General features: G+C 74.5%; 2 protein-coding genes. Both read right to left on the reverse strand.

Annotated elements, in window-relative coordinates; all coding sequences use genetic code 11:
* Positions 1 to 10: 10 nt before the first annotated feature.
* Positions 11 to 13,960: an SDR family NAD(P)-dependent oxidoreductase gene (locus tag BLW76_RS30935; protein WP_482746694.1), complete on the reverse strand. Its 13,950-nt coding sequence runs from the start codon at positions 13,958 to 13,960 to the stop codon at positions 11 to 13.
* Between the two features lie 235 nt (positions 13,961 to 14,195).
* Complete coding sequence (locus BLW76_RS30940) at positions 14,196 to 15,353, reverse strand: cytochrome P450 (protein WP_091314027.1); 1,158 nt, start codon at positions 15,351 to 15,353, stop codon at positions 14,196 to 14,198.
* Between the last annotated feature and the right edge of the window lie 18 nt (positions 15,354 to 15,371).

Consider the following 15,371-nt stretch of genomic DNA (forward strand, 5'->3'; position numbering starts at 1 on the left):
GCGACTCGATTCACGCGACCGGCGTGCCGGCCGCGTCGGCGAGGGCGAGCGAGGCGTCCTTGCCCTCCCTGCGGACGTGCACCCGCAGCGTCGTGGCGCCGGAAGCGTGCAGGGAGACCTGGTTCCAGGCGAACGGGATCGTCGTCTCGGTCAGGGCCTTCGGCCCGCCGGGGACGAGGAAGTCCGTCGCGCCCAGCGCCGAGTCCAGCAGACCCGGGTGCAGCCCGAAGTCCGTGGAGTCGGTGCCCTCGGGCAGGGCGACCTCGGCGAACACCTCGCCCTCGCGCAGCCACACCGCGCGCAGGTTCCGGAACACCGGGCCGTAGCCGAAGCCGAGGCCCGCCAGGTCGTCGTAGAGCCCGGTGAGGTCGACGGCTTCGGCACCTTCCGGCGGCCACGCCGTGAGGTCGAACTCCGCCGGCTGCGCACCCGTGGCGAGGGTGCCGGCCGCGTGCTGCGTCCAGGCGCTCTCGGTGCGGGAGTGCACCGAGAGGTCGCGGCGGCCGTCCGCGCCGGGCGCGCCGACGACGACGCGGATGTCGACGCCGCCCTCCTCGGGCAGCAGCAGCGGGGCCTGCTGGGTCAGCTCTTCCAGCAGGTCGCAGCCGACCTGGTCGGCGGCGTGCAGGGCCAGTTCGACGTAGGCCGTGCCCGGCAGCATCGTCCGGCCCAGCACCACGTGGTCGGCCAGCCAGGCCTGCTTGTCGGTCGCGAGCCGTCCGGTGAGCACCGCGCCGCCGTCGGGCAGCTCCACCAGCGCGCCCAGCAGCGGGTGCCCGGCGGACTTGGCGCCCAGCGAGCCGACGTCGCCCGCGGGCTTCGTCGCGTTGAGCCAGTACTCCTTGTTCTGGAAGGCGTACGTCGGCAGGTCCACAGTGGACGCGCCGCGGCCGGCGAACAGGGCCCGCCAGTCGAGCTTCGCGCCCCGCGAGTGGACCGTGGCCAGTGCGGTGAACAGCGTCTGCACCTCGTCGCGGCCCCGGCGCAGCGCGGGCACGCCCACGACGCGGTCGGGCCGGTCGGCGGCGGCGGTGTCGCACTCGCGGGCCATCCCGGTCAGGACGGCGTCCGGGCCCAGCTCGACGAACCGGGTGACGCCGGCCGAGAGCAGCGTGCCGACGCCGTCGGCGAACCGCACGGCCTCGCGGACGTGGTCCACCCAGTACTCGGGCGAGCAGAGCTGCTCGGCGGTGGCGATCCGGCCGGTCACGTTGGAGACGACCGGGATGCTCGGAGCCGAGTACGTCAGCTTCTCCGCCACCACGGCGAAGTCGGCCAGCATCGGCTCCATCAGCGCGGAGTGGAAGGCGTGCGAGACGACCAGCTGCTTGACCCGGCGGCCGGCGTCCTTGAAGACCGCCATCGCGGCCTTGACCGCGTCCTCGGGTCCGGAGACGACCACCGACCGCGGGCCGTTGACCGCGGCGATGTCCACCCCGGCCGGGAGCGCGGTGCGCACCTCGTCCTCGGTGGCCGCGATGGCCGCCATGGCTCCGCCGGAGGGCAGGGCCTGCATGAGCCGTCCCCGGGCGGCGACCAGGGCACACGCGTCGGCGAGGGAGAACACCCCGGCGACGTGCGCCGCGGCCAGCTCGCCGATCGAGTGCCCGGCGACGTAGTCCGGCGTCAGGCCCCACGACTCCACCAGGCGGTACAGCGCGACCTCGATCGCGAACAGCGCGCACTGCGTGTACGCGGTCTGGTTGAGCAGCTCGCTGCCTTCCCAGATGACGTCCTTGAGCGGGACCTCGGTGTCGAACAGGCCGCAGGTCTCGTCGAACGCGCCGGCGAAGACCGGGAAGGTCTCGTACAGCTCGCGGCCCATGCCCGGCTGCTGCGCGCCCTGGCCGGTGAAGAGGAACGCGGTCAGGTCGGCCGCGCTGGTCGTGCCGGTCACCGTGCCCGCCGGGGTGCCGCCGGTCGCGAGCCCGTCGAGGGCCTTCAGGGCGGCGTCACGATTGCCCGCCAGGACCACCGAGCGGTGGTCGAGCGCGGCCCGGCCGGTCGCCAGGGAGTAGCCGACATCGGTGAGGTCGAGCTCCGGGTTCGACCGGAGCCACGCGGCCAGCCTCGCCGCCTGGTCGGCCAGCGCCGCGGCGGTCGTGCCGGCGATCGGCAGCGGCACCGACGGCAGCTCCGGCGCGGTCCGGCGCGGACGTTCCACCGTGGACGGCGGCGCCTCCTCGATGATGATGTGCGCGTTCGTCCCGCTGATGCCGAAGGACGAGACGCCCGCCCGGCGCGGGCGGCCGTTGGGCAGCCACGGCCGGGCCTCGGTCAGCAGCTCGATGTCGCCGGTCGTCCAGTCGACGACCGGGGACGGCGCGTCGATGTGCAGCGACTTCGGCAGCATGTTGTGCCGCATGGCCTGGACGACCTTGATCACCCCGGCCGCGCCGCCGGAGGCCTGCGCGTGGCCGATGTTGGACTTCACCGAACCCAGGTAGAGCGGCTGCCCCTCGGGCCGGTCCTGGCCGTAGGTGGCCAGCAGCGCCTGCGCCTCGATCGGGTCACCCAGCTTCGTGCCCGAGCCGTGCGCCTCGACCGCGTCGACCTCGGCCGGGGTCAGCCCGCCTGCCGCGAGGGCCGCGTGGATCACGCGTTCCTGCGACGGCCCGTTCGGGGCGGTGAGGCCGTTGGACGCGCCGTCCTGGTTGACGGCGCTGGAGCGGACCAGCGCGAGAACCTCGTGGCCGTTGCGCTGGGCGTCGGACAGGCGCTCCAGCAGGAGCAGGCCCGCGCCCTCGGCCCAGCCGACGCCGTCGGACGCCGCGGAGAAGGACTTCGACCGGCCGTTGGGCGAGAGCACACCCTGGCGGCTGGAGTCGACGAACAGGTCCGGCTGCGAGAGCAGCGTGACGCCGCCCGCGAGGGCCAGCCCGCACTCCCCCGCCCGCAGCGCCTGCACCGCGAGGTGCAACGTCACCAGTGAAGACGAGCACGCGGTGTCGACCGTCATGCACGGGCCTTCCAGGCCCAGCAGGTAGGAGATGCGGCCGGAGACGACCGCGCCCGAGCTGCCGTTGGGGATGTAGGCGGCGACGTCCAGCGGCGCGCCCGGGACGCGGCTGCCGTAGTCGTCGTACATCGCGCCGGTGAAGACGCCGGTCATGCTGCCGCGCAGCGCGGTCGGGTCGATGCCGGCCCGCTCGATGGCCTCCCACGCCGTTTCCAGCAGGAGCCGCTGCTGCGGGTCCATGGCCAGCGCCTCGCGCGGGCCGATGCCGAAGAACGCCGGGTCGAACAAGGTGCCTTCGTGGAGGAAGCCGCCTTCGCGGGCGTAGGTCTTGCCGCGCTTGCCGCGCTCGGGGTCGTAGATGCTGTCGATGTCCCAGCCGCGGTTGACCGGGAACTCCGACACGGCGTCGACCTCGTCGACCAGCAGCTGCCAGAGGTCCTCCGGCGACCGGACGCCACCGGGGTACCGGCAGGCCATGCCGACGATCGCGATCGGCTCCTGCATCGACGCGTTGGTCCGGGTCGTGGTGGCCGGGACCTTCGCGACCGCGCCGAGCAGCTTGCCCTTGACGAAGTCCGCCACCGCCTTGGCGGTCGGGTGGTCGAAGATCAGCGTCGCGGGCAGGGTCAGGCCGGTCGCGGTGCCGAGCAGGTTGCGCAGCTCGACCGCGGCGAGCGAGTCGAAACCGAGCTCCTTGAACGCGCGTGCGCCGTCCACTTCGGACTTGTCGGCGTAGCCGAGCACGGTGGCCACCTGCGTCCGGACGATGTCCAGCAGCACGCGGTCGCGCTCGCTGTCGGCCAGCGCGGCCAGCTCCGCGGCGAGGGCGTTGTCGGCCGCCTTCGCCGCCTTCGCGGTCCGGCGGGCCTTCGGCGGGACGAACCCGCGCAGCAACGCGGGCAGCTCGTCGGTGCGGGCCCGCAGGGCCGCGACGTCGACCCGCAGCGGGGCGATGACGGCGTCGGCGGTGGCGGTCGCCGCGTCGAACAGCGCGAGCCCCTGCTCCGCGGTGACCGCGGGCAGGCCGAGCCGCGCCATCCGGGCGAGGTCCGCCTCGGCCAGCTCGCCGCCGAGGCCGGTGTTCTCGGCCCACAGCCCCCACGCCAGCGCCGTCGCCGGCTGCCCGGCGGCCTGGCGGTGGGCGGCGAGGCCGTCGAGGAACGCGTTGGCGGCGGCGTAGTTCGCCTGGCCCGCTGGCAGCACCTGGCCACCGGCGGAGGAGAACAGCACGAACGCAGCCAGGTCCTTCGTCAGCTCGTGCAGGTGCCAGGCGGCGTCGACCTTCGCCCGCAGGACCGAGTCGAGCCGGTCGGCGGTCAGCGAGTCGAAGACGCCGCTGTCGGCCGTGCCCGCCGCGTGCACCACGGCGGTCAGGTTGTCGATCGTGCCGAGGACGCTCTCGACCTGGGCGCGCTCGGTGACATCGCACGCGGCGACCCGCACCCGGGCCCCGAGGTCGGTCAGGTCCTCGACCAGCTGCGCCGCGCCCGGCGCGCCGAGCCCGCGGCGGCTGGTGAGCACCAGGTCGGCGACCCCGTGCTCGGCCACCAGGTAGCGGGCCAGCAGGCTGCCGAGCCCGCCGGTGCCGCCGGTGATGAGCACGGCGCCGGTGCCCCACGGGGAGGCGTCGCCGGGCTCGGTCTTGGCGTACCGCGGCACGACGACCGCGCCGGCGCGGATCGCGGCCTCCGGCTCCCCGGAGGCGACAACCGCCGCGATGGTCCCGGCGGTCGCTTCCGAGTCGGCGTCGACGACGAACACCCGGCCCGGGTGCTCGGCCTGCGCACCACGCGCCAGGCCCCACAGCAGGCCCTGCGTGACATCCACGGTGGACTCCCCGGCGGGCACCGCGTCCTGCGTCACGACCGCCAGCTTCGTCACGGCGAACCGCGAGTCGGCCAGCCAGGCCTGCAGCTCGGCGAGCAGCCAGGCGGCGTTGGCCCGCGCGGTCTCCGGGACGGCGCCGGTGCGCTCGGGCACGCTCAGCGTGAGCACACCCGGCACCGGCTCGCCGCGGTCGATCGCGCCGAGGAGGTCGGCGAAGCCGGCGTAGGTGGCGGCCACCCCGACCCGGCCGCGGCCCACGGCCACGACCTCGGCGTCGGACGGCGGCACGGTCACCGGCTGCCAGGCGATCTTCAGCAGCGAGCCGTCGGCTTCCCCGGCCGCCGCGGTCAGCTCCCGGCGGACCGGGCGCGAAACGAGCGAGTCGATGGTCGCGACCGGACGGCCTTCGCTGTCGGCCACCTCGATGGCCGACACCTCGTCGCCGTTCAGCCGCTCGATCCGGACCCGCAGCACCGAAGCGCCGGCGGCGTGCAGCGTGACGCCGTTCCAGACGAAGGGCAGCAGTGTCGCGCCGCCCGGGTCGCCGAGCAGGTCGGCGTGCATCGCGATGTCGAGCAGCGCCGGGTGCAGGCCGTAGAGGTTCGCCGTCGACGCCGCCGGCTCCGGCAGCGCGACCTCGGCGAACACCTCGGTCCCCCGCTTCCAGGCGGCCTTGAGCCCCTGGAACGACGGGCCGTAGCCGTAGCCGCGCTCTCCGAGCAGGTCGTAGGCACCTTCGACGACGATCGGGGTGGCCCCGGCGGGCGGCCATTCGGTGAGCCCGGCGGGCTCGGGCCGCGGCGCCGCGGACAGCGTGCCGAGCGCGTGCTGGGTCCACTCGTCGCCGTCGACCGGCCGCGAGAAGACCGTGATCGGGCGCCGGTCGCCGTCGGCCGGGCCGACCACGACCTGCAGCGCCACGGCGCCGTCCGGGGGAAGGACGAGCGGCGCCTGCAGCGTCAGCTCTTCGACCGTCGAGTGCCCGACCTGGTCGCCCGCCGCGATGGCGAGCTCGACGAACCCGGTGCCGGGCACCAGGATCGCGCCCTTGACGACGTGGTCGGCCACCCACGGCACCGACCCGGCCGAGAGCCGGCCGGTGAGCACGGTGGTGTCCGAACCGGACAGCGGCACGACCGCGCCGAGCATCGGGTGCGGCAGCGGCTGCTGGCCGACCGCCGTCACGTCGCCGGACGGGGTCGCGTCGAGCCAGTAGCGCTTGTGCTGGAAGGCGTACGTCGGCAGGTCGAGCCGGACCGGGCCGTCGCCGAGCACCTTGCCGAGCTCGGCGGCGCCGCGGGCGTGCAGGCGGCCGAGCGCGGTCAGCGCGGTGCGCACCTCGTCGCGGTCGCGGCGGCCGAGGGGCACGAACGCGGCGTCCGGGTCGATCTGGCGGCCCAGCGCGGTCAGCACGCTGTCCGGGCCCAGCTCGAGGAACGTGCGCACGCCGTCGGCGGCCAGCTCGGCCACCGCGTCGGCGAAGCGGACGGCTTCGCGGACGTGCGTGACCCAGTACTCGGGCGAGGTCAGGTCCGCGTCGGGCGAGACCGTGGAGAAGATCGGGATCTTCGGTTCGTGGAACGTCAGCCCGGCGGCGATCTCGCGGAACTCGTCGAGCATCGGGGCCATCAGCGGCGAGTGGAACGCGTGGCTCACGCGCAGCCGGCGCGTCCGCACGTCGGTGGCGCGCTCGAGGCGGGACACGACCTCGGCGACGCCGGAGATGACGACCGACGCCGGGCCGTTGACGGCGGCGATACTGACCTCGTCTTCGTGCCCGCGGATCAGCTCCCGCGCGGCCTCTTCGCCGGTGGCGAGGGAGACCATCGCGCCCGGCGGCGTGCTCAGCGCCCCCATCAGCCTGCCGCGCGCGGCGACCAGCTTGGCGGCGTCGGGCAGGGACAGCACCCCGGCGACGTGCGCCGCGGCGAGCTCGCCGATCGAGTGGCCGGCGAGGGCGTCGGGGACGATCCCCCACGACTCGGCGAGCCGGAACAGCGCGACCTCGACCGCGAACAGCGCGGTCTGGGTGTACTGCGTCTGGTCGAGCAGGCCGCGGTCGGCGAGCGCGGTCGTGCCGAAGACGACGTCGCTCAGCGGCACGTCGAGCAGCGGGTCGACCGCGGCGCAGACGGCGTCGAACGCGTCCGCGAACACGGGGTAGGCCGCCGACAGCTCGGCGCCCATCCCGGCCCACTGCGCGCCCTGCCCGGAGAACAGGAACGCGAGCTTGCCCTCGGTCACGGCCTCGCTGCCCTGCTCGCCGGCGGCGAGCGCGTCGAGGCCGGCGGCCAGCTCGGCCGTGGTCCCGGCGACGACCACCGCGCGGTGCTCCAGCGCGGCGCGGGTCGAGACCAGCGACCGTGCCAGCTCGGCGACTCCGACGTCCTCGTGGTCGGCGAGGTATTCGCGCAGGCGGGCGGCCTGGCCGCGCACGGCGGCCGGGGACCGGCCGGACAATGCGACCGGCACGACGGCTTCGGGCTGCGGTTCGGCGGGCTGCTCGGGCACCGCGTCAGCCGGAGCCTGCTCGATGATCACGTGGGCGTTGGTGCCGCTGATGCCGAACGAAGAGACAGCGGCCCGGCGCGGGTGGCCGTTCGGCGCCCAGTCCTGCGCCTCGGTGAGCAGGCGCACCGCGCCCGTGTCCCAATCGACCACAGTGGACGGACGGTCGACGTGCAGGGTCCGCGGCAGCTGCTCGTTGCGCAGCGCCATGACCATCTTGATGATGCCGGCGACGCCGGCCGCGGCCTGGGTGTGGCCGATGTTGGACTTGATCGAGCCCAGCCACAGCGGCTGGTCCTCGGCGCGGTCCTGGCCGTAGGTGGCCAGCAGCGCCTGCGCCTCGATCGGGTCGCCCAGGGTGGTGCCGGTGCCGTGGCCCTCGACGGCGTCCACTTCGGACGGCTGGAGACCCGCGTCGGCCAGCGCCTTCGCGATGACTCGCTGCTGCGACGGGCCGTTCGGGGCGGTGAGGCCGTTGGACGCGCCGTCGTGGTTGACCGCGGAGCCCTTGAGCAGCGCGAGGACCGGGTGGCCGTTGCGCTGAGCGTCCGACAGGCGCTCGACGAGCAGCATGCCCGCGCCCTCGCCCCAGCCGGTGCCGTCGGCCGCGTCGGCGAACGAGCGGCAGCGGCCGTCGGCGGACAGGCCGCGCTGGCGGCTGAAGTCGACGAAGGTGTCCGGCGTGGACATCACCGTGACACCGCCGGCCAGTGCGAGCGTGCACTCGCCGCGGCGCAGGGCCTGGACCGCCCAGTGCAGGGCGACCAGCGACGACGAGCACGCCGTGTCGACGGTGACCGTCGGGCCTTCGAGGCCGAGCGCGTAGGAGACGCGGCCGGAGACGACGCTGGCGAGGCTGCCGTTGCCGAGGTAGCCCGCGATGTCGTCGGAGACGGTGCCCAGGCGGGTGCCCCAGTCGTGGTACATGACGCCGGCGAACACGCCGGTGGCGCTGCCGCGCAGGGAGAGCGGGTCGATGCCGGCCCGCTCGAACGCCTCCCAGGAGACTTCGAGCAGCAGCCGCTGCTGCGGGTCCATCGCGGCCGCCTCGCGCGGGCTGATCTCGAAGAAGCCGGCGTCGAACTCGGCGGCGTCGTGCAGGAACGCGCCGTGCTTGACGTAGCTGTGGCCGGGCTTGCCGGGCTCGGGGTCGTAGAGCGCGTCGACGTTCCAGCCGCGGTCGGCCGGGAACGGCGTGAGCGCCTCTTCGCCGCCCGCGACGAGCCGCCACAGGTCCTCCGGCGTCGCGACGCCGCCCGGGTAGCGGCAGGCGATGCCGACGATGGCGATCGGCTCCTCCGGGTCGGCCGTCGTCACCGGCGCGACCGGCTTGACCGGGGCCAGGCCGCCCAGGCGCGTGATCAGGTACTCGGCCAGCGCGCGCGGGGTCGGGTGGTCGAACACGAGCGTGGCGGGCAGTCGCATGCCGGTGACGGAGTCGAGGATGTTGCGCAGCTCGACCGCGGCGAGGGAGTCGAAACCGATCTCGCCGAACGGGCGGGCCGGGCTGATCGCGCCCGGGCCGTCGTGGCCGAGGACGGCCGCGACGTGCGTGCGGACCAGGTCGAGCACCGCGCGGTCGCGGTCGGCTTCGGACAGCGATGCGAACCGGTCGGCGAACTGCCGCTCCGGGATGAGCTCGCCCGCGGTCGCGGCGACCCGGCGGCGGCTCGCCGGGACCAGGCCGCGCAGCAGGGCCGGGACGTCGTCGCGGGCGCTCAGGGCGGCGCGGTCGACGCGGGCCGGGACGACGGCCGGGGCGTCGGTGCCGACGGCGGCGTCCAGGGCGGCGAGGCTTTCGGCGGCGGTCAGCGGGGCGAGGCCCAGCCTGCCGATCCGGCTCAGGTCCTTTTCGGACAGTCCGGCGCTCATGCCGAGCGCGGTGCCGTCGTCGGTCCACAGGCCCCAGGCCAGGGAGGTCGCCGGGAGGCCCTGCGCGCGGCGGTGCTCGGCGAGCGCGTCGAGGAAGGTGTTGCCGGCGGCGTAGTTGGCCTGGCCCACGCCGTCGACCAGGCCGGCCGAGGAGGAGAACAGGACGAACGCGGCCAGGTCGGCGGTCAGGTCGTGCAGGGCCCAGGCGGCGTCGACCTTCGGGGCGAGGACGGTGTCGAGGCGCTCTTCGGTGAGCGAGCCGATCAGGCCGTCGTCGAGCACGCCGGCGGTGTGGACGACGGCGGTGAGCGGTCCCTCGACCTTCTTCAGTGCGGCCGACAGCGACCGCTTCTTCGTGACGTCACAGGCGATGACCTGCACCGTCGCGTTTTCGCTCAGCTCGGCGACCAGGTCCGCCGCACCCGGGGCGTCGAGGCCGCGGCGGCTGAGCAGCACCAGGTGCCGGACGCCGTGTGCGGTGACGAGGTGGCGCGCGACCTGCGCACCGAGGCCGCCGGTGCCGCCGGTGACCAGCACGGTGCCGTCCGGCTCCCAGGCCGGGGCGTCGCCGGCCAGGCGGACGAGCCGCGGGGCCAGCACGCGGTCGCCGTCGACGCGCAGCTCGGGCTCACCGGACGCCAGCGCGATGGCCAGGGTCTGCTCGGTGGTCTCGCCCTCGACCAGGACGATCCGGCCGGGGTGTTCGGCCTGCGCCGAGCGCACCAGCCCGCGCACCACGGAGTCGGCCAGCGTGCCGCGCGTCTGCAGCACGAGCTTGGCCGGGGTGGCCTCGGCGACGAACGACTGGAGGATCTCCAGGACGCGGTGCGCGGTCTGGCGGGCGGCGGCGGGAACCCGGCCACGTTCGCCCGGCACGCGCACGAGCCGCACCTCACCCGGATCCGCGTCCGAGGCCGCGACCGGCGTCCATTCGACGGTGTGCAGCAGGTCCTGGGCCCGCGGACCGAGGTCGGCGCCGCTGACCGGGCGGCTGCGGAACGACTCCACCGACAGCACGGGCGCGCCCGTCGTGTCGATGACGTCGATCGAGACCCCGCCGGTGGCGGGCGAGGTGATCCGCACCCGCACCTCGGCCGCGCCGGAGGCGTGCAGCCGGACGCCGGTCCAGGCGAACGGCAGCCGGATCTCGTCGGCTTCGCGGGCCTCGCCGGGGGCGAAGTCGGTGGCGTGCAGGACGGCGTCGAGCAGCGCCGGGTGGATGCCGAAGGAGTCGTCGCGAGCGGGCAGCGCGACCTCGGCGAACACGACGTCACCGCGCTTCCACGCCGTGCGCAGGCCCCGGAACAGGGGGCCGTAGCCGTAGCCCTGGGCGGCCAGTTCCTCGTACAGCTCGCCCGTGGCGACGACCTCGGCGCCGGACGGCGGCCACTCGGTCAGCGGGGCGGGCTCGCCGGCCGCGGCCTCGGCCAGCACGCCGACGGCGTGGCGGGTCCAGGCGACGTCCTGCTCGGCGCGCGAGTAGAACTCGATCGTGCGGCGGCCGTCCTCGGCCGGGCCGACCACGGCCTGCACCTCGACGCCGGCGCCGTCGGGCACGGACAGCGGCGCCTGCAGGGTCAGCTCGTCGACGCCTTCGCAGCCGGCGCGCTCGGCGGCGTGCAGGGCCATCTCGACGAACGCGGTGCCGGGCAGCAGGGCCGTGCCGGCGATCGCGTGGTCGGCCAGCCACGGGTGCGAGCGCAGGCCGACGCGGCCGGTCAGGACCAGGCCGTCGTGGTCGGCCAGGCCGATCTCGGCGGCCAGCAGCGGGTGGCCGGAGGCGAGCTGGCCGAAGCCTGCCGCGTCGCCGCGGCCGGGCGCGGTGAGCCAGAAGTGCCGGCGCTGGAAGGCGTACGTCGGCAGGTCGACCACGCGGGCCGTGCCGAAGACCGCGGTCCAGCCGACCGGCACGCCCCGGGTGTGCAGCCTGCCGAGCGCGCCGGCGAGCGCCGGGACCTCGGCGTGGCCGCGGCGCTGCGCGGGCACGAAGGCGATGTCCGTGCCGTGCGGGCCGGTGGCGGCCAGCGCGGAGAGGACGGCGTCGGGGCCGACCTCGATCGCGGTGGTGACCCCCGCGGCGGCGAGCGCGGCGACGCCGTCGGCGAACCGGACGGCGCGGCGCACGTGGTAGAGCCAGTAGCCCGGCGAGCACAGCTCCGCGTCCGTGGCGACCCGGCCGGTGACGTTCGAGACGACCGGGATGGACGGTGGGCTGAACTCGACGACCTCCAGGATCTCCCGGAACGCGGCCAGCATCGGCTCCATCAGCGGCGAGTGGAACGCGTGCGACACGCGCAGCTCGCTCGTCTTGCGGCCCTGCATCCGGAACACCGACACGACGGCGTCGACGGCCTCCCGCTCGCCGGAGACCACGACCGAAGCCGGGCCGTTCACGGCGGCGATGCTGACGCCCTCGTCGAGCAGCGGCAGGACTTCGTCCTCGGTCGCGGCGACCGCGACCATCACGCCGCCTTCGGGGAGCGCCTGCATGAGGCGGCCGCGCGCGGCGACGACCAGGCAGGCGTCCTCCAGCGACCACACGCCGGCGATGTGCGCTGCGGCGAGCTCGCCGATCGAGTGCCCGAGCAGCAGGTCCGGCTTGACGCCCCAGGACTCGAGCAGCCGCGCGAGCGCGACCTCGATCGCGAACAGGACGCACTGCGCGTACTGGGTGCCGTTCAGCTCGTCGGCGTCGTCGCCGAACAGGACATCCCGCAGCGGGCGGTCCATCTGCACGTCGAGGTGGTCGATGGCCTCGTCGAAGACCTCCGCGAAGACCGGGTGGGCGAGGTAGAGCTCCCGGCCCATCCCGAGCCGCTGCGCGCCCTGCCCGGTGAACAGCATCGCGAGCTTGCCCGGGGTGCGCGTGCCGGTGACGACCGCGTTGTCCGGCTCGCCCGCGGCGAGCGCGCGCAGGCCGCGAACGGCATCCTCGGTGTGCTCGGCGACGACGACGGCGCGGTGGTCGTGCGCGGCGCGCGTGCCGGCCAGCGAGAAGCCGACCTCGGTCAGGTCGGCCGACTCCACGGTGGCCACGAGCTTGGCCGCCTGCGCGCGCAGGGCCTCCTCGCTGCGGGCGGAGACGACGAGCGGGACGACCGGGAGGGGCTGGGTGGTGCCGGGCTCGTCGGCCGTCGCGGGCGCCTGCTCGATGATGACGTGGGCGTTGGTGCCGCTGACGCCGAACGACGACACCCCGGCCCGGCGCGGCCGCTCGACCTCCGGCCACGCGCGGGCCTCGGTGAGCAGCTCGACCGCGCCCGCGGTCCAGGCGACGTGCGGGGTCGGCGCGTCGACGTGCAGCGTCTTCGGCAGCCGGCCGCGGCGGATCGCCTCGACCATCTTGATCACGCCGGCCACGCCGGCCGCGGCCTGCGTGTGGCCGATGTTGGACTTGATCGAGCCGAGCAGCAGCGGCGTCTCGCGCTCCTGGCCGTAGGCGGCGAGCAGGGCCTGCGCCTCGATCGGGTCGCCCAGCCGGGTGCCGGTGCCGTGCGCCTCGACGGCGTCCACTTCGGACGGCGTGAGCCGGGCGTCGGCGAGCGCGCGGTGGATCACGCGCTGCTGCGACGGGCCGTTGGGGGCGGTGAGGCCGTTGGACGCACCGTCGGAGTTGATCGCGGTGCCGCGGACGACGGCGAGCACGGTGTGCCCGTTGGCGACCGCGTCGGACAGCCGTTCCAGGACCAGGACACCGACGCCTTCGGCGAACCCGGTGCCGTCGGCGGCCGCGGCGAAGGCCTTGCAGCGGCCGTCCTCGGCGAGGCCGCGCTGGCGGCTGAAGGCGGTGAACGTGCCGGGCCCGCCCATGACGGCGACGCCGCCGGCGAGCGCGAGCTGCGTCTCGCCGCGGCGCAGGGCCTGCACGGCGAGGTGGAGGGCGACCAGAGAGCCGGAGCACGCGGTGTCGACGGTCAGCGTCGGGCCTTCGAGGCCGAGCGCGTAGGCGACGCGGCCGGAGACGACGCTGGGCGCGTTACCGGTGAGCAGGTAGCCATCGAGGCCGTCGGGAGCTTCGTGCAGGCGCGGGCCGTACTCCTGCGCCTCGGCGCCGATGAAGACACCGGCGGGCGTGCCGCGCAGCGTCGTCGGGTCGATCTTGGCGCGCTCCAGGGCTTCCCACGCCGTCTCGAGGACCAGGCGCTGCTGCGGGTCCATGGCGGACGCCTCGCGCGGGGCGATGCCGAAGAAGTCCGCGTCGAACTCGCCGGCGTCGGGCAGGAACCCGCCGGAGGTGACGTAGCTGCTGCCCGGGCGGTCGGGGTCCGGGTCGTAGAGGCCGTCGAGGTCCCAGCCGCGGTCGGTGGGGAACCCGGTGATCGTGTGCACTTCCTGCTCGACCAGGCGCCAGAGGTCCTCGGGCGAGGCCGTGCCGCCCGGGTACCGGCAGCCGATGCCGACGATCGCGACCGGCTCGTCGTCTTCGGCCTTGATGTATCCACTGTGGACGATCTCGGCCCCGAACACCGTGGCGTGCAGGAAACGCGCCACGGCGGCCGGGGTCGGGTGGTCGAAGGCCAGGGTGACCGGCAGGTCGAGCCCGGTGGCTTCGGTGAGCCGCGCGTGCAGCTCCACCGCCGCCAGCGAGTCGAACCCGTGGTCGGAGAACGCCTTTTCCGGGTCGAGCACCGCCGGGACGTCCGGGCGCGCCGCCAGCAGCGCACCCCGGGTGGCGTCGTGGACGACGTCGGCCAGGAATGCCGCGCGGTCACCGGCGGGCAGTTCGGTCAGCCGCTCCGCGAACCCGGACGCCCGATTCGATTCGGTCTCAAACTCACGCATTCCGCACTCCACCGCTGTAGCAAGCCAGCACTCATGGTCGTTCTGATCGAATGTAGGTCGGCGCGCACCGCCGCCGGATCCCCTGAAAAGCCTTCTAGGGGCGGGATTCGTGCTCACGCCCGGCTGCCGCTGTTGGCCACCCGCCAGCGCCCCAATGTGGCGTTCGGTGCGTTGGACGCACCGAACGCCACATTGGGTGCGCTGGACGCAACCAACGCCACATTGGGGCGTTGGGGCACGCGCGCCGTCACCAGGCGATGCGCAGGAGGGACGGCCCCCGCACGATCACGCCGTACTCCCACTTGACGCCTTCGCGGCCGTCCGCGAACCGCAGGTCCGGGAACCGCGCGAGGATCGCCTTCAACGCCTCCTGCAGCTCCAGCCGGGCCAGCTGCGCGCCGATGCAGTGGTGCGGGCCGTGCCCGAAGGCCACGTGCGGGTTCGGCTTGCGCGTCAGGTCGATGCGGTCCGGGTCGGCGAAGACCTCCGGGTCGCGGTTGGCCGCGTGCAGGGCAGGCAGCACCGGGTCGCCCGCACGCACCACGACGTCGCCGAAGCGGATGTCCTCGGTCGCGTAGCGGGCGAACATCGCCGCGGTGTTGATCGGCACGTACCGCAGCAGCTCCTCGATCGCCGTCGGCATGATCTCCGGTTCCGCGCGCAGCTGCGCCAGGAGCTCCGGCTGGGTCAGCAACGTGAAGATGAAGCTGGGCAACGCCGTCGACACCGTCTCGACGCCGCCGGTGAGCAAACCCGCGCCGGCGATCGAGATCAGCTCGTTCTCGGTCAGCTTGTCGCCGGCGTCGCGGGCGTAGACCAGCGCGCCGAGCAGGTCGTCGGTCGGCTCCTCGCGGCGCTGGGCCACCAGCCCGGCGACGTAGTCGTCCAGCTGGTCGCCGTAGACGTCGAGCACGTCACCCTTGGCCGTCGCGTCGCTGACCAGCGCCTGGGTCCACTCGCGGAAGATCTTGTGGTCCTCCTGCGGCACGCCGAGCAGGTCGCAGATCACCGTGACCGGCAGCGGCCGCGCCAGCTCCTCGACGAGGTCGGCGCTGTCGCCGTGGGCCTGCATGTCGTCGAGGAGGCGGTTCACCAGGTCCTTGACGCCCTCGCGCATCTGCTCGAGACGGCGGGCGGTGAAGGCCTTCGCAACCAGGCGGCGCAGGCGGGAGTGGTCCGGCGGGTCCATCCCCATGATGCCGTCGCCCATCTGCTGGCGGCGCATCCGCGGCTGGTCGAGGCCCTGCGCGAGCTCCCGGCTGAACCGCGGGTCGGTCGTCACCAGCTTGACGTCGGCGTACTTCGTCGCCAGCCAGGCCGGTTCGCCGAAGGGCATCTGCACCCGGCTCATCGGCTCTTCGCGCTGCAGGACGTGGTACTGCTCGGAAACGGAGATCTCGTGCATGTCGAACGGATACGCACG

Source organism: Amycolatopsis tolypomycina (assembly GCF_900105945.1).
GTDB classification, from domain to species: domain Bacteria; phylum Actinomycetota; class Actinomycetes; order Mycobacteriales; family Pseudonocardiaceae; genus Amycolatopsis; species Amycolatopsis tolypomycina.